The 21,758-nt window shown below is 37.8% G+C and carries 20 protein-coding genes; 18 read left to right on the plus strand and 2 right to left on the minus strand.

Annotated features, from left to right (window positions below):
• Nucleotides 1-265 precede the first annotated feature (265 nt).
• Together L655_RS0115455 and L655_RS0115460 are read left to right on the plus strand one after the other, a co-directional pair.
• Entirely contained in the window at nt 266-1,204 is a 939-nt protein-coding gene (locus L655_RS0115455; RefSeq protein WP_024605510.1) for a ParA family protein, read from the plus strand.
• Nucleotides 1,197-2,357, plus strand: coding sequence for a ParB/RepB/Spo0J family partition protein (locus L655_RS0115460; protein ID WP_024605511.1), 1,161 nt, complete (start codon nt 1,197-1,199; stop codon nt 2,355-2,357). The genes L655_RS0115455 and L655_RS0115460 overlap by 8 nt, the downstream gene beginning before the upstream one ends.
• Before the next feature lie 30 nt (nt 2,358-2,387).
• Here the strand turns inward: L655_RS0115460 and L655_RS0115465 are convergent, their stop codons facing one another.
• Together L655_RS0115465 and L655_RS0115470 are read right to left on the minus strand one after the other, a co-directional pair.
• The gene (locus L655_RS0115465) at nt 2,388-2,747 is read right to left on the minus strand and encodes a hypothetical protein (protein ID WP_024605512.1); all 360 of its coding nucleotides are present in this window, start codon (nt 2,745-2,747) and stop codon (nt 2,388-2,390) included.
• 15 nt (nt 2,748-2,762) lie between these two features.
• A complete protein-coding gene (locus L655_RS0115470; RefSeq protein ID WP_024605513.1) occupies nt 2,763-3,848 on the minus strand; it encodes a PRTRC system protein D in 1,086 nt (361 codons plus the stop codon).
• 1,049 nt (nt 3,849-4,897) lie between these two features.
• On the opposite strand from L655_RS0115470, the gene mobI reads away from it, so the two are divergent.
• From mobI to traC, 16 genes are all read left to right on the plus strand, one after another.
• Entirely contained in the window at nt 4,898-5,386 is a 489-nt protein-coding gene (gene mobI / locus L655_RS0115475) for a conjugative transfer protein MobI(A/C) (protein WP_024605514.1), read from the plus strand.
• The gene (locus L655_RS0115480) at nt 5,379-6,095 is read left to right on the plus strand and encodes a hypothetical protein (protein WP_024605515.1); all 717 of its coding nucleotides are present in this window, start codon (nt 5,379-5,381) and stop codon (nt 6,093-6,095) included. Before mobI ends, L655_RS0115480 begins: the two co-directional genes overlap by 8 nt.
• An 11-nt stretch (nt 6,096-6,106) precedes the next feature.
• The gene (mobH, locus tag L655_RS0115485) at nt 6,107-8,806 is read left to right on the plus strand and encodes a MobH family relaxase (RefSeq protein WP_024605516.1); all 2,700 of its coding nucleotides are present in this window, start codon (nt 6,107-6,109) and stop codon (nt 8,804-8,806) included.
• Nucleotides 8,807-8,810: 4 nt separating this feature from the next.
• Nucleotides 8,811-10,697 (plus strand): conjugative transfer system coupling protein TraD, encoded by a 1,887-nt coding sequence (gene traD, locus L655_RS0115490; RefSeq protein WP_024605517.1) that lies wholly within the window; start codon nt 8,811-8,813, stop codon nt 10,695-10,697.
• Nucleotides 10,698-11,336, plus strand: a complete 639-nt coding sequence (locus L655_RS0115495; RefSeq protein ID WP_024605518.1) for a DUF4400 domain-containing protein — start codon at nt 10,698-10,700, stop codon at nt 11,334-11,336.
• 35 nt (nt 11,337-11,371) lie between these two features.
• Nucleotides 11,372-12,361: a signal peptide peptidase SppA gene (gene sppA, locus L655_RS0115500; protein ID WP_024605519.1), complete on the plus strand. Its 990-nt coding sequence runs from the start codon at nt 11,372-11,374 to the stop codon at nt 12,359-12,361.
• A 119-nt stretch (nt 12,362-12,480) separates the two neighbouring features.
• Entirely contained in the window at nt 12,481-12,876 is a 396-nt protein-coding gene (locus L655_RS0115505; RefSeq protein WP_024605520.1) for a hypothetical protein, read from the plus strand.
• A 63-nt stretch (nt 12,877-12,939) separates the two neighbouring features.
• Nucleotides 12,940-13,254 carry a type IV conjugative transfer system protein TraL gene (gene traL, locus L655_RS0115510; RefSeq protein WP_024605521.1) on the plus strand — a complete coding sequence of 105 codons (315 nt, stop codon included), beginning with the start codon at nt 12,940-12,942 and terminating at the stop codon, nt 13,252-13,254.
• Between the two features lie 72 nt (nt 13,255-13,326).
• Nucleotides 13,327-13,926, plus strand: a complete 600-nt coding sequence (locus L655_RS0115515) for a TraE/TraK family type IV conjugative transfer system protein (protein WP_158000954.1) — start codon at nt 13,327-13,329, stop codon at nt 13,924-13,926.
• A gap of 47 nt (nt 13,927-13,973) precedes the next feature.
• Nucleotides 13,974-15,173, plus strand: coding sequence for a hypothetical protein (locus L655_RS0115520; protein ID WP_125825558.1), 1,200 nt, complete (start codon nt 13,974-13,976; stop codon nt 15,171-15,173).
• Nucleotides 15,174-15,182: 9 nt separating this feature from the next.
• Complete coding sequence (locus L655_RS1000000126295; protein ID WP_050582214.1) at nt 15,183-16,559, plus strand: TraB/VirB10 family protein; 1,377 nt, start codon at nt 15,183-15,185, stop codon at nt 16,557-16,559.
• Nucleotides 16,560-16,588: 29 nt separating this feature from the next.
• Nucleotides 16,589-16,960 carry a hypothetical protein gene (locus L655_RS0115530; protein ID WP_024605524.1) on the plus strand — a complete coding sequence of 124 codons (372 nt, stop codon included), beginning with the start codon at nt 16,589-16,591 and terminating at the stop codon, nt 16,958-16,960.
• Nucleotides 16,961-17,080: 120 nt separating this feature from the next.
• Complete coding sequence (locus L655_RS0115535; protein ID WP_024605525.1) at nt 17,081-17,530, plus strand: hypothetical protein; 450 nt, start codon at nt 17,081-17,083, stop codon at nt 17,528-17,530.
• Between the two features lie 140 nt (nt 17,531-17,670).
• Nucleotides 17,671-18,516, plus strand: coding sequence for a hypothetical protein (locus L655_RS0115540; protein WP_024605526.1), 846 nt, complete (start codon nt 17,671-17,673; stop codon nt 18,514-18,516).
• Nucleotides 18,506-19,126: a TraV family lipoprotein gene (locus tag L655_RS0115545; RefSeq protein WP_024605527.1), complete on the plus strand. Its 621-nt coding sequence runs from the start codon at nt 18,506-18,508 to the stop codon at nt 19,124-19,126. Before L655_RS0115540 ends, L655_RS0115545 begins: the two co-directional genes overlap by 11 nt.
• Before the next feature lie 75 nt (nt 19,127-19,201).
• Nucleotides 19,202-21,751, plus strand: coding sequence for a type IV secretion system protein TraC (gene traC, locus L655_RS0115550; protein ID WP_275041166.1), 2,550 nt, complete (start codon nt 19,202-19,204; stop codon nt 21,749-21,751).
• Nucleotides 21,752-21,758: the final 7 nt, after the last annotated feature.

Raw genomic sequence — 21,758 nt, forward strand, 5'->3', positions numbered from 1 at the left:
ACCTTACTCATAGCTAAAAAATTTATTGCTTTAATAAGAGTTCGGCACCGAACCACTGGTTGTAACCTTACTCATAGCTAAAACATTTATTGATTTAATAAGAGTTCGGCACCGAACTCTTTAAGCACTTCGATAAATGGTATTTTTATGCTTTGCTTAGAGTTATTTTTTAACTAGCCTTTCAAATATCAATAGATATATTGAAGATATGCATTTACTGTCGTATTCTATTTAAATATACAATGATACCAGGGGTAAAGAGTCAATGAAAAATAAAAAGCCTATATCTTTAATGATATATAACCACAAAGGTGGTGTTGGAAAATCCACTATTGCTGGTTGGCTAGCCTACCTGTTTGCTACAGGGGGTATAGAAGGAAAAGATAAAAAACTCAATATCGCTTTAGTTGATTTAGATAGCCAGCAGAATGCGAGCAAGACTTTTTTAAAAATGAAAAAAATGAGTGGCGTTCCATATCTTCTTCCACCTCGCCACCCTGATTTCATTGAGGGAAGTGAAGATAATGGTTCTTGGAATGGTTTTTCAACTTCTTCTGATATTTTATTTAATCGCCAATTTGTTTATTACCCTGTTACTGGAATTGACACTTTAAAAATACTTCCGTCGGAGGGTCGAGTAGACCGATTAAGTGAAGTTAAAGATAACGATGACTTCATTCCGTTAATAGCAGATTTAGCTCAAGATTTTTTAGACGTTGAAGCTGAAATGGATGAGATAGATATAATTATTTATGATACGCCTCCAAGTAAAACCTCGATCTGTGAGGGGTTCCTATCTAAATGTTCTCACGTTCTAGTCCCAACTCAGCTTGAATATGATTCTGTAGATAGCGTACCTCAGCTGATGGATAACATCCGTATTTATAATGAAGAGCGAGATATACCTATTGAGATTGTAGGAGTAGTTCCTAACTTAGCTAGCTCTACAAGTTTAACTAAAAATGAAGTCGAACAGTACGGCTTGCTTGAGCAGCACATTGAAAAATATAAAACTCAAAATAATATAGATATAGATTTGCTTCCAAAAAACTTCTTTTTAGTTAACAGGACTATATTTAAACCCGTTAGAAAGCCAGATGAATTAGAAAAAGTATTTTGTTTAAAGAAAGATAAAAAGGCAACTTTAGAAATGTCGAATTTATATAGCTTTGTAAGAAACAGATTAGGTGTAGATCATGACTAATAAAGTAAAAGTAAGAGGTGGTAGAAAACCTTCATTAAGTGGAGTAGATAAGTTAAATCTAGCTCGAAATAATAAAGTTGAAGTAGAAAACATAGATCAAAGTGAACCCAAAATGATAGAGACAGGTTCAAAACTTTGTTTAAACGATGATTTAGCTATATCAACAATAACTCCTGACCCGACTAATTCACGTGACTTCCCTGTTCTTTCACCTAACGCTGTAAATGCATTTCTGAAAGGTAAAGATGTAGATAAAACAGCGTACGTAATTTTAGATAAAGGTTTATTGGTAAATAAAACGCCTTCTAATCATATTCTATACTCTCATATTGAGAATCAAATACAGGATATTATTGCTTTAGCGGAACAAATCAAAGAGGGAGGGGGGTTATATCAACCTATAGAAGTTTACAGAAATGGAGGTATGGATTATAGAATTGTTTACGGACATAGACGCTTTTATTCTGTTGTCTACTGCTTAGGTTGGGATGGTGTATGGTCTTTCCGCGTTCATAGAACTACACCAAAGTCTCCTAAACTGAGACAATTTGTTGAAAACAATGGACGGAGTGCACTAGCATTTCATGAGAAGCTACGAGCCTTCAAAGCAGCATATGACGAAGCAATTTTAAAGTCTCCTGAAGCAATGACAAACGTTCAGGAAATGAAGTTATTAGGTGTGAAAAAAACATCTTACTATAAGTTAAAGAAACTAGCTTCATCACCTAAATTAGTTAACTCAATAGAGCATGGTATTGGGTTTCTAACAGAAATTAAAATAAACAAACTTTACCAAATTGCAGAACAGAGTATTAAAGATAGTAAATATAACGATTTTGAATCCGCCATGATTCCTTTAATCGTAGCTGCTTTCAATGAGGCTGGGAAGGAACTTCCACCTTCTATAAAAGATTTTGATGTTCTTGAAATACAGGCAGAACTTTCGAATAAAGTTAAAACAGCAATGTCTCCTGTTAAATATAAAACACCTGCTATTACATCACCGAAAACTGTAAAAGATTTACTTACTAAAGATGTAACTAAGTTAGAAATAGATGGTGTAAATTGGGGCGATGTTGATTGGGATGATACTAAGGAAGTAAATAGTTGTTTGAAAAAGACAATTAAGTATCTAGAAAGTTTGGTAGATTAAAAAAGCTAGGGTTTATACCCTAGCTTTTTTTTAAATAGACAATAATTCATCTCCAAAATCAAGATCAGTACTTGCTAGCTCTACAAAGTCGCTGTTAGCTGTTTTGGATTGACTTTGAGATTTATCACTTTTGTATTTAGTGTCATCTTCAAGCTCTTCAAGCTCTTCAAGTGTTTCATTGTATTCAGGTTTTAGCTCGTTGTTATTAGACTGACCACCTATGGTCATTTGCCCATTCCGAACCATAAGCCCCAGCCTAATTAAAAAACGTGCTTCTTCCGATTTTGATGTAACCCCCTTAAGTGCGTTATAGATCTCAGGGTTGTCTCTTTCATTTATATAGAGGTTACACCTTAGCGTTTTTGGTGAGCTTGATTCTTTATTTGCCATAAGGTTTACCTTGGGTTATTTCGCTAATGCCTTTTTCTTTTCAATCGCTCTCATCCGTTGCTTTCCACCTTCTTGAAAACCTATGACATTTGCACGTAAAGAATCATTCAATACCTGTATAGTGTGATTTGGGAAAGCCTGTTGTAATGAGTGAACGTATAGTTTGGCAGGCCCACCTACAACTAATATTCTATCTAAATCTTGGGCATCACCAACTTTATTAATTAAAGCAGAGATAGCGTTTTCAGCTACAGAATTTATAGCATCCGTAAAATCGAAAGATGGTGTTTTGTCATCACCCTTATGAATAGGGAAGTCCATCTTATGACCAAACAGCTTTAACTTACCCGAAACAAAAGCTTGATCTATAAGCTCAACATTAACTTCTTTAATTCGTTTAAATCTTTCATCGGCAGAAAAAACTTTTAATGCCGCGTCTGCAACTTTATCTAAAATTTTAGACATACCACCTTCAAAATCACCTGAACGGTTTTCATTACTCATTAAACCGCGTGTTACCAACCAATCAACTGTTAAATAACCAGGGTCTACTACTAATAAATTCTCTGAACGCATCTCATTGAAGCGTTCTTGGCCCCCATCACGGGCATAAGCTAGCAGTCCACCTAGAGGCTGTGCAATAACCCAACTAGACTTCACTGTAACTTCTCTTCCATCACCTAAGTCATGCTTACCTTCAACTAGCTTCTTTAATTCATTTGCGCGTGGCATTACAGAAACAGGCAACCCGCATACTAATAGATCTATTTCATCTTCAGGTATCATCTTTAATGCACCTTTAAATAGTGCATTGTATCGTTCTGAGTCGATATAAGATTCTGTATTTAATACACGTGTTGAGCGTGGATCTGCTGATGCTTGAACATCCTCTCCAACTTCGTAATTATTATGTCCAACGGGAACTATAACTGTCTTACGGTGGCTAAGAATATCACCACTTAGATTTTGCGTTCCATGATTCACTGATACAGGGATGCTAGGAAACGTTCTTATAATAAAGCCCTCGGTCGATTCTCCGGTAACAACGCTACATGTTCCATAGCCTAGCTCTAAAGCTCTTACAACTGTCTTATTTGTCATTAAATTATCTCCAATAAATTATATACAACAACACGTACCATTTAAATTGCGTGCTCATGCGTGTCGCTAGAACACAAATAAAGTATAAACGCTTTGTGTTGAACTCGCAAGCGCGCTTTGCGTGTCAGTACGACACGTTAGGGCACAAAAAAGCGGAGAGAAGAGCTCATAGTAACGGCTTTATTATAATTTGGTGTCCTTACGACACCTTGTGACCCGTAAAAGAAACAAAAAACTTCAGTTTTTACTTCTAAATCAAAACTTAGTGTTAAGACGACACGTGTACGCACTTGAACCAGTGTGCATTGATAAGTTTTATGAATATATCGCTGAGTCTTGTTTGGTACTTCATATACCAAGCTTATATCCCCCTGGATACTGCTATGTAATTTGAAAGCATAGTTTAATTACTAACCCCAAAACCTATATCAAGACTCATTAGCAAACTTTACGAGCTAATTAACTACCCCTAAAAAGCACTGCTTAATCGTCACAGACCTTAAATTAATAGTAGAAAATACTTCACAGAGTTTTACCCGAACTAAATATTTGGTTTATTCCTGCATATTGCATATTTCAGCAAAAGCGGCACCGAACTTAGTGCCCATTAGCTTTAAAAGCTTTAGTACTGCAGAAATATATAAATACTTTGTACATATCTTTATCTAGTAGATACGGCACCGAACTGGTTTAGGTAGTTAGATATTTAGCGGGTAAAGGTTTACTGGATTGTGCACCGAACTCAGTGACAGCTCGGGTAAATATATTTTTCAAAATTTAGTTGAAAGTAAATTTTCTTTTTGTAGGTAAAGCAGAATCGGCACCGAACTAGTTAACTAAGTTATTTATGCAAGTGTACAGATTTGGTAAATGCGGCACCGAACTCGGGTGCATTTATATGAATCAAGTATGTTTTAAAAAACACCTAAGGCTAGAGTCGGCACCGAACTAGGTGTAATTGTGAATTGTTTATATGCCGCTTCTGCCAAATGCGGCACCGAATAAATAAGGTACAGAAATACTGAATTAAAAACCCAGTTGGGGGAGAGATGTCAAAGGAAGCAATAGAAGCAGCTAGAGATGAACTACAGATAACTGCAGATAAGATTGTTGAGGAAATTAGAGAGGTATTAGATGAGTACTGGATACAGTGGAGGTTAGAAAACAAAAAGCTAGGAAATATAGAAAAAAGTGCCGGGCATGCTGATGGGTATTTAAGAGGAAATATAGCTCCTAGGCTAACCGTTAGAAGTGGCAAAACTTATGCGGAATGGATTGTTTATGGCCCGGGCAGGTATGGAGGTCGGCAAAAAAATTGGGGAGATCGAATCGCTCCTCGTAAAGGCCCTTACTATCACAAAAGTCAATTTGAGAAAAAAGCCAAACCTTGGGAGCTTGAATTAATTATCGCAGCTGAAGGTAAGATTCGACATTTAAGATATGCGCTAGAGAGTATCCATGGTTCAAAGGCTTATTTATCAAGATTGGTACATAAGATAAATCAAAACGTTAATGAAGAGGAAAGTACAAATGACTGATCAAGTAGAAGTAACTAAAGAAAATGCACAACAAGCGCGACGTTCACGTAATGAATTTGTTCAAACTCGTAAAGCACTTCCTTACGTTGTCAAAATCCAATCTGACGCGATGCTTCGTTATTTAAGTCGTAATGGTGGGGCGGCAGCTGGTGCATTTCAACGTGTAGCTGGTTTGATTCAATTAACAGCTAATGACAATGAAGTAAGATCTCGATTGGACTCTTGGTTTGAAAGTGTGATGAATGTTGCCACTGAACGCGCCAATGCATTAAGCCACCAGCAAGAAAAATACTCAGAAAGTATGGTTGTTAAAATGTCACGCCCAGTAATACCTGAAAATTACAAATATGAAATTGAGATCACTCATCCTATCTTCTGGCAATTCATTGGTTTAGTTGAAATGGTGGATAGTGTATTAGCTGAAGTAGAGTTTTTATGGCTTGCGGGTCAACTTGAAGATGTTCATCTTGAAAATGCTGCTGGTCAGGCGGTTAATACCATTAAAGATATGGTAAATCGAATCTATTATGTAACCAATGCATCACGCAACCGCAAAGGTGGTCTTTACTCACCACAAGCCTATAAAGAGTTAATGAAAGCTTTAGCTAAAGGTGAAGTTCAGCGAACTGAAGATGATCAAGGAGTTAATAATAAAAAAGCTGATTTAGATTTAGAGTCAAAATCTTCATCTGATGAAGTAGCGGTTTAACGGAATTCTATATGCTTAGCCAACTTAAATTTAAGTTGCATGACATTTTGGTAGGAGCGGCTAACTTAGTTGCTCCTTCTAAGGTAGAAAACACTGCAGCTAATAATAATGATTTATCAATTGAAGATTTGATTCGTTATCCACCTGAGACTAAGGGCATCCCGGTAATTGGACTTGAAAATATAATTGCCTCTCAATCTGAAATATTAAGATTGATGCATAGAGATTCAGGTTTAATTGATCCGAAAGAAGATGAAGTAAAAGCTAAAAAGAAGAAGGTAAAAGGAAAGGTTAAGCCTTTAAAACACGAATTGAATTTCGATACATTATTTCGCCAAGTTATTGTTAACTACATTCAGTATGTTCATTTGTTACCTGCATCTGAAAATCATCATCATGCTGATGTAGGTGGTTTAGCAAGGCATAGTTTAGAGGTGGCTCTAAATAGTTTCAGAAAGTCTCAACATCAAGTACTTCCTGCTATTGGTCAACTGGATGAAGAGCAAGCTCGTAAACCTCGATGGCAATATGCAGCTTGGGTGTGCGGTTTATTACATGATGCAGGGAAAGTACTTTATGACATGCGAGTTTATGATGTTGATACAGGTAAAGATTGGAACCCCTACTTAGCAAACTTAATTCAATGGGCTACGGATAATAATGTAAAGCGATATAGAGTTGTATGGAGGCCAGAACATAGACATAAAAAACACGAAAATTTAAGTGTAACTGTTTTGGAGTGGGTTTTGACACCTGAGGCTAAAGGTTATCTGATGGATAATTCGGATGAATTACCAATAGCAATAAATCATGCGCTTGCACATTACGGAAATAGTGAAGGCTATCTTCAGAGCTGTGTACGTGCAGCAGATAGCGCAAGCACTGAAAAAGATATTCAAACACAATGGCATGAAATGATAGGTAAGCGTCGTTACCCACTAGAAAGCGCTATTGTTAAAGCTATGCGTCGTCTGCGTGATAACTGGTTAGTTAATCAGCCCAAAGGTCATGTTTGGATAATTGGCAACGATGTATATTTAAGTTGGCCTAAAGCTATTCAATTAATTGTGCAGCGTTTACAGGATGACAAAGTTGATGTTCCCGTAAATCCATCGCGTATCTTAGAAATTCTTGAAGAAAGAAATCTAGTTAAAAGACTCGATGAGAGCGTGACATATAGCATGTTTACTCCAACCGATATGGAAGGTGTAACAGGTCCGGAAAGAGTAATTTGTTTGTCTTGGCCGGGATTGCTTTATGAAACCATGCCTGTACCAAGATCTGTTGGTGGCGTATTACGATTAAATAACGATGGTAAGTCTGTTGAGTACTTTGCCGATGGTTCAATGAAAGAAATTGAAGCTGATGGTACAGATAATGAGATTCTACAAGTTAATGATAAACCAACAGTAACTAAATCGGCTGAAAGTAAAAAACAGCCTAAAGCTATTAAGAAAAGTAGCTCAAAGAAAGAAGCAAAAAAAAGCTCTTCTAGTAAGCCTGAAGATGTCTCTTTAGCAAATGAAAAAGATATTAAGCAGAAACAAATAAAAGAAGAAGTATCGCCCCCTCCGAAGGTCAATAAAAGTACTCAAGGTTTGAGCTTTGCAAACCAAGGTGAAGGCAAAGCGCTAGTAACCAATACTCCACGTGCGAATGAACCGGAACATAAATCAGAAGCTGATACCGGTAATATAAAAAATAAACACCATGAAACAAGCGTTATAGAGAAAACAGTTCAAGTAGAACAAGCAGATTTTGAATTAGATAGCCTGCAAGTACCGTCTTATCTCTCTGATGATGATGAAGTGCCAAGCCAGGTATCTAATGTTGAAAACAATAAATTAAAAGAGTCGGTTCAAGAGCAAGCCCAGAAAGCTAATAGGAAAGAAAAGCCTGCTTCTAGTAAGCATAAGGCTAACAGTCCAATTAGTAGCATGCTTAAGCAGAGGAAAGTATCAATGAGCCAAGAAGAAAGCTCTGCTTTAAAACCAAAGTGGTGGGAAAAGGACGAATCAAAATTAAGTGTTGGGGATATTTTATTAGTTCGCATTAGTAATGGATTAGCTAAAGGTTCGTTATCTCTTACCAGTGGTAAAGAAGTATTCATTAAAGATGAGTGCTTGTTTATTGAATCTGGGGCTATTCAAGAAATATTCAAACTTGATGTATCGGAGGTAACTGAGGATTTGAAGAGAAACCGCAGATTATTGTACGACAAGTTAAAGCCCAATTTGTTAGTAAAACGGGTCAGATTTGGTAAGGGTTGGTTTATGTGTATCGCATTGGTTAAAGCAACTACTAATGAGCTTCTTACTGATTTAAATATATCAGCAAGAATTTTTGATTATGAGAATAACCCAGAGCCTGAGAGCAACCCAGCTTCAAAATCTACTACATCGAAGATAATTCGAAAAGATGAAAGTGCAGTAAACGAACACGCTGCAGATGTTCAAAGTTTATTAGATTACATATTTAAACTTGGTAATTCCGGTACAAGTGACTACGTACAAAAACTTAGTGATAACAAACATTGGGCTATTTATTTGAAAGGGCTAATTAGTGATTACTTAAATGGAAATAACGAAAAGGGCAGAGAGGTACAACTGAAAAAATCTATCACTGAGTTAGCTGTGAGTTCTGCTGATATGAATACACCTAGCGGCAATAAATACAAACACTTAATAATTGAACAAAACATAATAGGTTAAATATATGGCTGTAGATCGAGGTAAGCATTTTTGGATGGAAAATCTATTTCGTCCAATATTTGAATTGAGAGTTGCCCAAATTTGGTTCTGTGGTGGACTTTTCACGATAATTGCTGGTGGATATGCATTTGAAACATCAATACCAGCTCACTTAATTATTGGCGTAACAATGATTTTAGTTTCTTTATTGAGACTTAAAAGCGGCTACCCGCTTTTAAAGCGTCAATTCAGAATCTTCGTAAATTATTTTTATGTAGTTCCTTTATCAAAGTTTCGTAAGGATAACATTAAGAACAAGGAAAGGGCTTTCTTAGGTAAAGGTTTTGAATGGGGACCTGAGCATGCCCAGCGAGCTTATCAAGTTATGTCTATGTCTACAGAGTTCAAAGAAGTGAAAATCCCATTTGTCTTAAAGCCATTTACCAAAAAATACGAAGAAACTACACGTAAGTTAGGTGGACGACCTTGGATACATGGTTTAGGCGATGAAAAGGAAGTTGATGCAAATGAAAGTGTTTTCCATGCACATTCTGTAATTTTTGGTAATCCAGGAACTGGTAAAACAACACTTTTAAAAATGCTCTCTGGCGGTGCGCTACATAGAGGTAACGTAATAATAATTATAGACCCTAAGAACGATTCAGCATGGCGCCAGGGAATAGAAGCGGAAACTAAAGCTTTAGGTATGGAGGATAGGTTTTATTTCTTTCATCCATCACACCCAAGTAAGAGCTGCCGCATAGACCCAATGAGTTCATATGTTAGGACAACGGAACTAGCATCAAGGATTGCTTCATTACTTCCGGGTGAGTCCGAATCAGATCCTTTTGTTCAATTCGCTTGGAAATGTATATATCAAATTATTGAAGCTATGCATTACGTTGATGAAAAACCTCAGTTAACGAGCATAGGATATTACTTAATGTCAGGTAAGCGACAGCTAGCTGAGCGTTGTTTTGACCGTTTATTTGTAAATGTTCTTGGTGAAGATTGGGTCAAAACAATGGGTGCTCAAATAGAAAAGCTCGGTCAAGGCGATTTATTAGCAGGAATGGTTGCTTATTACAGCCAAACATTGATGAAAGAGCATGCTAACCCCGCCTTAGATGGGATGGTTTCAATGGTTACTCATGATTCTCAACACATGAGCAAAATGCTTTCAACGACTGCGCCATTATTCGCGCAACTTACATCTAAACCACTTGATGAACTTTTATCACCGAAAGTAACAATGGGTGAAGATGATGAATTACGTCCAATTGTTGATATTGATAAGCTGGTTAGAACTGGCGGTGTCTTATATGTAGCCCTTGATAGCCTGTCAGACTCTATGGTCGCATCTGCTATTGGTAAATTAGTACTTGCAGATGTTTGTGCTGCATCCGCTAGACGTTATAACTATGAAGAAGGACTGGGCCGCAGGGTTAGTTTGTTTGTAGATGAGGCGCATGCATGTATCAACGAACCTTTAATAAACATGATGGCCGTTGCACGTGGAGCGCAATTTGAGCTTTATGTATCAAGCCAAACTTTACCCGATTACATCGCCAAAACTAGCGAGGCACAAGCGCGCCGTATTTTAGGTCTAGCATCTAATTTATTTTGTTTGCGAGTAAATGACAACGTAACCCAAGAATACGCAACTGAAAATTTTGGTGAAGCTAATATTCGCTCTTTAGGCTTTTCCTTAAACTCAGGTACTTCTACCGCAGGGGACTTATCAGACTTTTCTGGTGGACTAAAAGAGCAGCTCACTGAAACAAGAGAAAAGATCTTTCCTGCAACCATGTTGGGTGATCTTCCAAATCTACAATATATCGCAAGGTTGGCTGATGGCAGGAAAATAAAGGGGCGTATCCCTTTCCTGACTGAGCCTAAAGAGGCTGCCTAAATGTTTGAAGAAAACCACAACACATCTAAACAATCATTTCTACCAAGAATGATTGTTGCAACGGCCATGATCTCATTAGCATACATATTGCTTTTTATGGACCCTGCTAATTACAGAGCTACTTTGCAAGATGAGATAAACGCATTGAAGCCAATTATAGGTAAGTCTGAATCAACTCTTGTAATAAATAGAGCAACAAAAATGTACCAATGGGCCTTTATAGATACACAGACAGTAGCTTCATTGGAGAAGATGGTTACTTCGGGTGGCCTTAAAGGAGAGGACTTTTGGTTAAAGCCTTTAATTAGAATAGTTGAAAACCTAAAACTCATGTTTTATCAATCGAGCTATAGGTTATCGGTCTTTATACACTGGTTTTTTCTTGGTTTACCACTGATTTTTGCTATGGCGGCAGACGGCTATTACAAGAGAAAAATTAAGCAGTATGAGTTTGGTGTGGCGAGTGCAAATATATTCAAAATTTGGCTCAAAGCAGGTGTCTTTGCTTTCTTCATAATTGATATTTATTTCATTTTCCCTGCAGCTGGGATATTTGGAGTTTTATTGCCTCCAATTATGTTTCTAATTTTAGGTTTCTCATTACGCTATGCATTATCAAATGTAAGCAAAATATTTTAATAAACTGCCGTTTAAGGCGCAATCGGAGTTATAGGATGTTCAGTCGTATTTTTAATAAAAAAGCCAAACAGGAAGTTGGCACCTTACCAGAAGTTATTTCCCAAGAAAGTGCAAAGCATTTAAGAATAAGCAAGTTTAAAGCTGGTGCTATAGGTATAGGCCTTGCCTTAAGTATAGGCTTTACTCTTAGTGATGCAGCAAGTGAGAGTATTGGACCGCATATAGCCATAATTAATTTAAGTGGTGCTATTGAAACAGGCAGTAAAGAAACTGATGGTTGGCGTGTAAGTAAGTTGATCCGTGAAGCTATGGAAGATAACAAAGTTAAAGCAATTGTTATAGAGGCTAATTCTCCCGGTGGTTCTCCAACAGATGCGGAGCAAATCTATAAAACGATAATGTCTTATAGGCATAGTGGAAATAATGGAAAGCCAATATATACGACAATCAGAACTGTTTGTGCATCGGCTTGTTATTATATAGCCAGTGCTACAGATGAGATTTACGCTTCAAATTCTAGTTTAGTAGGTTCTATAGGCGTAAGAATGGATGGTTGGGGCTTTAAAGAAGTCATGAATAAAGTCGGTGTTGAAAAAAGAGTTTTCCATGCGGGTGAACACAAGGCTTTGTTTGACCCATTCCAAGATGTATCAGAGTTTGAGCGCAACTTCATACAAGAACATATTCTGAATAAACTGCATGCTCAATTTATTAGTGCAGTTAAAGAAGGAAGAGGCGGCAGACTTGTTGACAATGATGAGTTATTTTCGGGACTGATTTGGACCGGAGAAGAAGCAGCTGAATTAGGTTTAATAGATGCGGTTAAAACACCGACAGAATTGGAAAAAATTATAGAATCTCGTCATGGTGTAGATAAGTACATCTATCATGGCCGCCAGAAATTCAAGTTATCAAACATATTTTCAATGGATGCCAATGACTTTACGGATAGCTTAGCTGAATCAATATACTACGCATTCAAAAATGACGTTAAAAGCGAAGCAGAAAACGTAAGCTTTAAATAACTACCCCTATAAAGCCCTACATAATCAACATGTAGGGCTCTTTTATTTGTTTTAATAGCTTTGGTCGTTAAGCAATGGTTGCTTAGCATCTTATAAAATCAATATAGAGAGTTAAAGAAATGCAAGCTAATGCAGTAATGGGTCACCAATCAATGGAAAGTTCATCTAAAAACACAAAAACACTATGGATTGCCTTAGCGGTTCTTGCTTCAGCTGTTCTTTTGTATATTGGCTTCGATGCTTTCGCAGCTACAGGTACTTTGGAAGGTGAGTTTAGTGATATGTGGGGCGAAGTTAAGGGTATTGCTGGTGGTGCACCGGGTAAAATCCTAATGATGCTTATGGTTCTAGGTGTTGTATTCTTTTCAACAGTTAAACCTAACTTAGTGGGTTTCGCAGGTTGTGTTGTATCTGTACTAGTTCTAGCTAACGCTGGCAACATCATTGATTCATCTCTAACTGCTACTATCTTTGAAGCTCCTGCTTCATTACTTCCAGTTCTTACTGGTCGTTAATAGCTATTTAAATCGGCGCCTACTGGCGCCTTTTTTTTGTCAAAAATACTTAGTTGAGGCTGTATGGAAGAACAAAACAATCAGCAGTTAAGAGGTGATCAGCATTATTTACCAATTAGAGTAAACGAACCAATGATGGTTATATTTTGGGACGTAGATGAAGTTAGACCAATAATTTTATCTTTTGCACTAGGTGTACCATTTGACGCAATTAACTATGCAATCCCTTTAGGTCTAGCTTACTTCTATATAGCTAGAAAAATTAAAGCAAAATACGCTAAAGGCATACTTTCACATATGTCTTGGTGGCATGGCGCGTTGCCAATGAAATCAACCCGCTCAATGCCAGACCCATTAGTTAGAGAATTATTTCGTTAGGAGCACTGTTAGGTGTTAAAGAAATCAAAAGCACTCCTATCTTGGAGTCACAGCGTTACACTGGCCAATATTATGGCGCAAAGTAACCTAGCATTAGCCATAGCAGTTGTATGTCTAACCTATGGAATGTTAAGTAAAGATGAAACAGTCGTTGTGGTGCCTCCTACATTCACAGAAGAAATTACCTTTGTAGGAAATCAGGCTAGTGAAGCATATAAAACGGGTTGGGGTCTTTTTGTTGCTAACTTGGCAGGAAATATAAGTGAACGAAACTCTACGTTTGTCGCTGACACTTTACGAAAAATGTTTAAGGCTAAAGATGCTGATAATTTTGAGCGACAACTAACAGCGCAAGTACAAGCATTAAAGGTTCGAGGTGTAAGAGAAAACTTTACGCCACTAGATTTAATCTATAACAGCGAAGTAGATACTGTATGGGTATATGGCGATAAAAAGACTGTATCAGTTAGAACTGGTGCTTCTACTACACAAAAATGGACTTACGAAGTAAGAATTATTGCGAGTTCAGGCATGCCAAAGATCACGCACTTCACTCAGTATGAAGGTGCACCAAACACTCGTAAACGAGTAAGTAAAATTCGCCAAGCGAAAGCGGAAGAAGATAAGAATTCAAAAACTGACAGTGCAGCTACAGCTGAAGGAAATAAGTAATGAATAACGTTAAGTTAAATAAAATTTCAGTAGCAATAATTTTATCAATGACACTACTTTCTAATGCGCATGCGAACGAAGATAATATTTCAGCTGACATTCCAGTTACACCTATTAATGCTGAAAGAATTGCAGTTGAAATGCCTAAGTTAGATGATGCTAATGACAATACCCCAGTAGCCACGGCCGTTGATGATGCAATGATGGAAGCTTTAACGAAATCGCTTCCGAAAGAAAGTGTTGCGATAGCTAAATCTGCCAACGAAGGTAAAACGGACTTATATGGCAGACCAATTAACCCAACAGAAGTTATAACTAAGCAATCTCCTGAGCGTATTCCACTGCCAGGCACTACAGCTAGTAGCAGAGCCGGAAAATCCACACCTATAACAAAAATCATTCCTGACATTGCAGGAAGAGACCCAGTTGTTGATCAAGTTAGAGAAAAATACAAACCAAATCAGAAACTGAATATAGAACCCGGTAATAGTGAGTTAATACCGGTAGCAATGGGTTTGCAAAATAGAATAGCAACAAAATTTAATGAAGCCGAGGTCAAAACTTCAGATGTAAATGTACCTATAGAAGTCATTGATGGAATTATTTATATAACACCAATTTCTGAAACACCTATTGGACTAATGATAGGCGAAAGAGGCATGCCTGAAACTATGGTAAGCCTTACGTTAATGCCTTTGGATGTTCCACCTGTAATGGTCGAACTGACAGTTGATATGCCAAAATCAATGCAGTACAAGCACGCTCAGTTTGTTGCTGATAAAGAAAAAGAAGAAGCAAAAAAACGTCGAAGAAAAGAAGTCCAAGAAGGACCAATAGCTAATGACGACCCACGAGTTAATACAAAGCATGTTGAGCGAGCTACTAACTTATTAACTGAGGTCGCTGCAGGTGAAATACCTTTAGGCTTCGATCTTGATAACTCCATACCTGAAGATGAAAGATACCCTTGTGATATACGCAAAATGGGTATGTACCATGAAGTAGGGCAACGAATGACTAGTGGCAGAGAGATTATTGATGTTGTAAGAATTGAAAATGACATTAATGGTTTCCGTGAGGTACGAGAAGAATTTTGCTTGGGTGATGATGTTATTGCAGTAGGTGTGTTTGATAAAGCGACTCTTGCGCCAGGTGAAGAAACAGAATTATATATTTTACGTGACAAACTTTACTCTGAGAAGAAGAAAAGAATTCGCGCTAGACCACGTTTAACCTCATCTAATTAAGGGCCTGAAATGGATACTATAAAAATAAAGGCAGCGCTGTTTACACAATGGGAAAATCCTAAAGTTAGATACGCATGTATTGGAGCTGTATTACTTGGTGTTATGTGTACTATTGCATTTAATACCGATGATTTAGACAACGGTGGAGAACCTATAGATAAAACTGAATTTAAAGTTGGTAAGAAAAAGAAAGTGGAGGCTAATTTCTTTACTTCATCTGGTGCAGATTCTATTGAAGAAAATCGTATGGATGAAATTTACGATTTAATGGAAGGACAGATGGCAGAGCGCGAAAAATCAATTGATGAGCGCGAAGAAGAAATGAAAATGATGGAAAGCCGTTTTTTGAAAGAGCTAGATTCACTTAAGTTTAAGACAAATGACTTGGAGCGAGAGCTTGAAATTCAGAAAACTGCTAATGATGACTTAATTAGTCAAAGTAAGCCTGTTAAGAATACATTTTCACCCGAACCAGCTGGAAAACAAATGTATGGGAAAAACCCTGAGGTAACACAGCAACAAAATAACCCTGTCATGCAACCACCTTCAAATCCAATGGGTGGGGCAATGCAGAAAATTGTGCCAAGGAAAACTATCGATAGCTCATCTATTGGTATAAGAACGATAAGTAACAAAGGTGACTTTTTTCAGGATGCCCAAGGCAACATGTTGGATCAAACTCCTGAGGGTAGAAAACCTGAAGAAGAAGAGATTGTTAAAGAAGAGCCTAAGGAAAAAAAACCTGAGCCATTGGAGTTATTTTTACCTGCAGGAAGCATGATCAGCGGTGTATTGATAACTGGTATGGATGTGCCAACAGGTAGCTCAGTAAAGAGTGATCCGTTTCCATCAGTACTTAGAATAAAACGTGAAGCATTACTTCCAAATAACTTCAGAGCTGATATTCGTGAATGTGTAATTATCTCGTCTGCTATCGGTGATATTTCAAGTAGACGTGCATACTTAAGAGCTGAAGCAATAAGTTGTGTTACAGATGAAGGTAAGGCTGTTGAAGCGAACTTAAATGCATTCGCTGTAGGTGCCGATGGTCGAAATGGAATACCGGGACGCTTAGTTTCTAAAAACAGTGAAGCTGCTATGAAAAGTGCATGGGCTGGTTTCTTAGCTGGTATCGCAGACCTTGCTGGTACATCAACAATAAGTATTGGCGATAATAGAACTGGTGCTTATGGTGTATTTCAATCACAAGAGGCCATGAAAACATTAGCTGGTTCTGCAGCTTTACAGGGTGCTGGAGATGCAATGAATAGGCTTGCAGATTATTACATAGAAATCGCAGAACAAATGAAGCCATATATAGAAGTAAATCCGGGCATCAACATTGACTTCATTGTTCAACGAGGCTCAAGCATTCGCTTAGAATAGTCTAAGCACTTAAATTACAGAGAGTTTAAATGAATAAATCAAAAGTTTTCGCATTCTTTATAGGTGTCAACGTCGTTACCGTACTTACAGTTGCAATGTTTTACCTACAACAGTCGTCTTATGAAGATAAAATAGAACAGCTAGATAAGAAGATTGATTTTCTTTCGAAGCAAGTTGCGGTTACCCCTAAAATTGTAACCTTAGACTTAGCAAAGACGGCAATGCAATGGGCGGGGCGTTCAGATGAGCTTGCATTTAAAGCTGTTGAGACATCAATACAGTACTATAACGAAAATGGATACTTGGTAATAGATAAAGCCTCTGTTATTGGTGACACTGGTAATTATGCCGGTCAAGTACCCACTCCAGAAAAAATGAAAGAGATGTTAAACAAAAAATAATCGCAAACAGCGGGGATTAGATAAATGTGATTTAATCTCCCTGTATTGAGTATCAAAGAGAACTTGCAGAAGAATACAAACCTGTTCTAATTAGAAGCAAGTTAGCTAGGAGTCGCAGTCATGCACAAACATTCCAAAACATTATTTACTTTATTATTAGTAGGTTGTACAACATTAAACGTGAATGCAGAGAGCAATCACAAACGAGTAGAAAGCCAAGTAGAATACAAGCTTACAGCTTCTGATACAGAATCAAGTGGGCGTTTACGAGCTATAAACAAAGCGAATAAGCAATTACAACTTGATGCCCAAAAAAAATTCTCGCTCACTCTTCATATGACTGGTGCTGGTGGCATGGATACAGATGAAAACTCTTCTATACCACAAGTAGTTAGTACGAACATTTTAGCTGAAGAATTAAAAACCTGTGAGAGAGTTAAGCTAAGTGATTCTAAATGTTACTACGTGACAATAGAAGGCATGGTAGATGTTGGATTTACAGTTCCGACAAGTGCCGAAATCTCAGAGGCTGAAGATACTCTTAAAATGACAAACGAATTACTGAACTAAACAAACAGCCCTTAATATACATAATTAAGGGTTTTTTAACCCTCCCTTGAATAACTCCCCTTATATAGGCCTACAAAATCAACGTATCGCGTTTTGTTTTAAATTAAACTTCATACATTAGTAATTCATTAGGAATTAAATTGAAGCGGTTTAAACTTTCAAAATCAATTATAAGCGTTAGTGTAACATTGTTAGTATGCTGTTCGGTTGCTGCTGATCCATTACTAGAACAAGCTGAGCGTATCGCAAAGACAAAGAATACTGCGGTAGACGCAAGACAAGCACTAACTGATTCAATGAGTGACCAAGATATAAAAAACGCTTTGAATAGCTTCAATAAACTTAATTGGACTCACATATTACCAGTCAATAATTTGGTAATGATGGAAGGAGAAGATGGCCACCATATATTAATGGATACGGATGCACGTATAGCTATACGTGGTGATGTAGAAGTCTATGACTTATGGAATAAAAGACCAATCAAAACTCTCTCGGATGCAAAAGCCTCATGGTTGGTCACATTATCTCGGTTTGGAATAAAAAAAGGCGATTTAGCTAGTTACAGATTTGGTGCAAACAAAAAGCTACCTGATGTAACTATCCTTGTAGATCCACTGGGTGATTATAATCAAAAGCTTTTCGACCAAATGCGTGCTTTAGCAGATAAGTATTCATTTGAAATCGTACTGACACCGTTGCTTGGTGATAAATCACAGATTGAGGCTACAAAATTATGGTGCCGTAAGAATCAAGAGCAATCTCTAAATGACTTAATTAATGGTAAACCATCAGAAGGAAATCTGTTTGCAACATGTGATCGGAGTCCAATAGTTAAGAGCCTTGGTTTAGCAAGTTTATTGCACATAAAAGGTTTACCGCATCTTATACGAGGCGATGGATTACAAAACCCCGGCACACCTAATAGCTTAGAAGAATTTATGTCTAGAACTACAGAAAACTTAGGAACAGTTAATGTCAAATAACATGTTAAGCCTCACGAAACCATACATTATATCGCTTGCCCTTATCACCTTGAGTGGTTGTGCTAGCTTTCTGGAAGTAGGTGAACCACCTACAGAGTGTCCTGAAGCTATAAACGGCGGTGTAACGTGTACCAGTGCCCGCGATGTTTGGGAAATGACTAATAATAAAAATTCGTTAACCAACGAAGACAAAATTAAAGAGCAGAAAAGCAAGGGCCATACAGTAATCAATGAAGATGGTGATGAAGTGCATGTTACGCCTAAATATCCGGGTGGAACACCTGAAGAGCGTAGAGCCATTTATACAGACTATAAACAGAACAGAGATACGTTAGCAGCACCAGAACCAATTGCCGTAAGGCAGAAGGCGAAGATACTTAGAGTGTTAGTTAATTCTTGGGAAGATGATTTTGGTAGATTGCATATGCCAGGCTACACCTACGCAGAAATAGAAAAGCGTAAATGGGTTATTGGTCGAGGCGCAAGTGAAAATCCAGCAAGAATTACTCCTTTGAGTATCAGAAAGCAATCGCTTACCGAAGAGCATAAAAACAACCCTTCAGGTGATAACGGCATGGGCATCATTCAGCGTAAAGCTGTGAACAGATAAGGTTATATCGTGGCTGGAATATTAGACAAGTATAATGGGTTAATAGCTCACAACCAATACGGGGATGTTCTACCTGTGTTGGAATACATACCAGAAATGAAGGGTTATATATTAGATGGTGGGTATATTGGTTTTACCTTTATATGCCAGCCACTGACAGGTGTGAACTCTGATTTAATGAACGCACTTGATGACTTATATCAACGCCAATTCCCTGATGATAGTTTTATGCAAGTAAGTCTATTTGGTTCGCCATATATTAAGTGGATCTTAGACCGATTTGGTAATATCCGTGAAGGTCGAGCTGAAGGTGAGATGGGTGAGCTTTATGATGAAATTGGTAGAACAACACATAAATATTATGAAGCAAGCGTAGATAGTCCTTTGCATGAAGCAACTGGCCTTAAAGTTCGTGACTATGAAGTTTGGGTCTCGTTCAAAATGCCTACTAAGAAACAAGAGCCTTCGAAAGAAGAGCTCAAGTCAATGCGTAGAATGTATTTACAATTACAATCTACCCTTGAGTCTATTGGTGCCCACCCGCAGGATATGACGGCTGAGTTGTATGTCCATAGAATGCAGATTATACATAACCAAGGTAAAGATGCTGATTGGCGAAAAGGGGTTTGTGGCCACGATGCGGGTTTGCCACTTCGTTATCAGGTTATGGAAAGGGGCAACCGAGCTGTAGTTCATCAAGACGGTATAGAATTTGGTGACAGTGAAAATGGCGAGGGTTCTTTTGTAAAGCTGCTATCAGTTCAACGTTTCCCTGAAGTTCTGACCTTTGGTGATATGTATGATTTAGTTTGTGATTGGAGAAGAGGGCGAGAAGGTTTAAGAGAACCATTTTTAATGACCTTAAATATTCACTTTCCCAATCAAGAAAAAGCAAATGCTGAGTTTGTTAAAAACCGTAGCTGGTTAACTCACCAAGCTTCGGGTCCACTAGCTAAATGGGTAGATAGACTTAGGTTTCAAAAGAAAGATTATGATGCATTTTACTCATCTTTGGAGCATAAGGGCGCTCAAGTAGCCAACTGTTACTTGCAGATGACTGTTTTTAGTGAAAACAGAGCGAATGCTGAACGCGCAGTTATGGATGTTCAATCTTTCGCATCAAAGAGAAAGTGGAAGTTTGTTGAGGACAGATATATTTGTTTACCACTGTATCTATCATCACTACCTATGGGCCTAGACGAAGCGAGTGTTAAAAACTTTCACCGATTCAACCGTTTTACGTCAGATACATTAAAGTTCATTACACCAATGATAGCATCTTGGAAAGGTAATGGCTTAGGTCGTCCAACAGTTCCCCTGGTTACGCGTGACGGTCAGTTGTTTTGTTTTGACCCATTCACCTCAGATGGTAACTACAATATGTTTACTGCAGCAGCTTCAGGCTCTGGTAAATCATTTTGGATAAACTACTTAGTATCAAACGTTCTTACATCTGGAAATATAGGTGGCGGTAATCTGTTTAGGGATCAAGAGTTACCAGCTAACGAAAAACCACTAGATAGGGGGCGTGTATTCATTATCGATGTTGGACGAAGTTACGAAAAGTTATGTGAGCTCTATAACGGGCGTTTCTTAGAATTTGGTGCTAATTTTAAGTATTCATTAAACCCGTTCAAGTCAATACACGAGTTTGCTGGTAAAGATGGCCAAGGCGATATGGTTTTGTCTTTATTAAAGTTTATGGCATCACCTTCAGGTACTTTAACCGATTATCAAACTGCACGAATGAATGTGCTTTTGAATATGCTATGGGAAGAGAAAAGAAACGACTCTACAATTGATGACTTTGCAGGGTTATGTAAAATTGACCCTGATCCACGAGTTCAAGATATTGGGTACCAATTAGAGCCATGGTGTGTGGGTGGACCTTACGGAGAGTTTTTTGATGATAAAAATCCTCCAGTGGATTTCTCAGGTGACTTTGTTGTAATTGAATTAGAAGAATTAAAATCAAGAAAAAATTTACAGATTGCAGTTTTACTTCAATGCATAAGTTGTATTCAACATGAAATGTTCTTAAGTGGAAAAGATCGTAATAAGTTATTTATTTTAGACGAGGCCTGGGAGTACATTAAGATAAAAGGGGGGGCAGGTTTGGCAGTGGCTGAATTCCTTGAAGCTGGCTGGCGCCGGTTCCGAAAATATCAGGCTGCAGGTATATGTATAACACAGTCTATCTCAGATGCATACGAAACAGAAGTTGGTCGGGCTATGGCTGATAATTCCCAATTTAAAGTGTTTCTACGACAAGAACCTGAAGTAATAGAAAAGGTACGTGCTAATAAACAGTTTGATGGTAATGAAACGGACTTCGCCTTGTTGAAATCTGTGCATACTGTAAAAGGCCAATACTCAGAGCTTTATATACGTACAGGTAGTGCTCGTGAAGTTTGCCGGTTGTTCGTACCAAGATACCAGCAGTTAATGTTTACTACAGATGGTAATGAATTGGCAGCTATCGACTCATTTAGATCGGCCGGCATGACTATTGCGAATGCTATTCAGGCTGTAATAGATAAAGAAAAGCATAACAGCAGTAAAGTGACTAAAGAAGATGACCAGTATTACAGTGAAGAAGAGCTTGAAAAAATGCTAGCGAGTTAATCGATAA

This window comes from Pseudoalteromonas sp. TAE79 (assembly GCF_000498015.1).
In the GTDB taxonomy this organism is placed as follows: domain Bacteria; phylum Pseudomonadota; class Gammaproteobacteria; order Enterobacterales; family Alteromonadaceae; genus Pseudoalteromonas.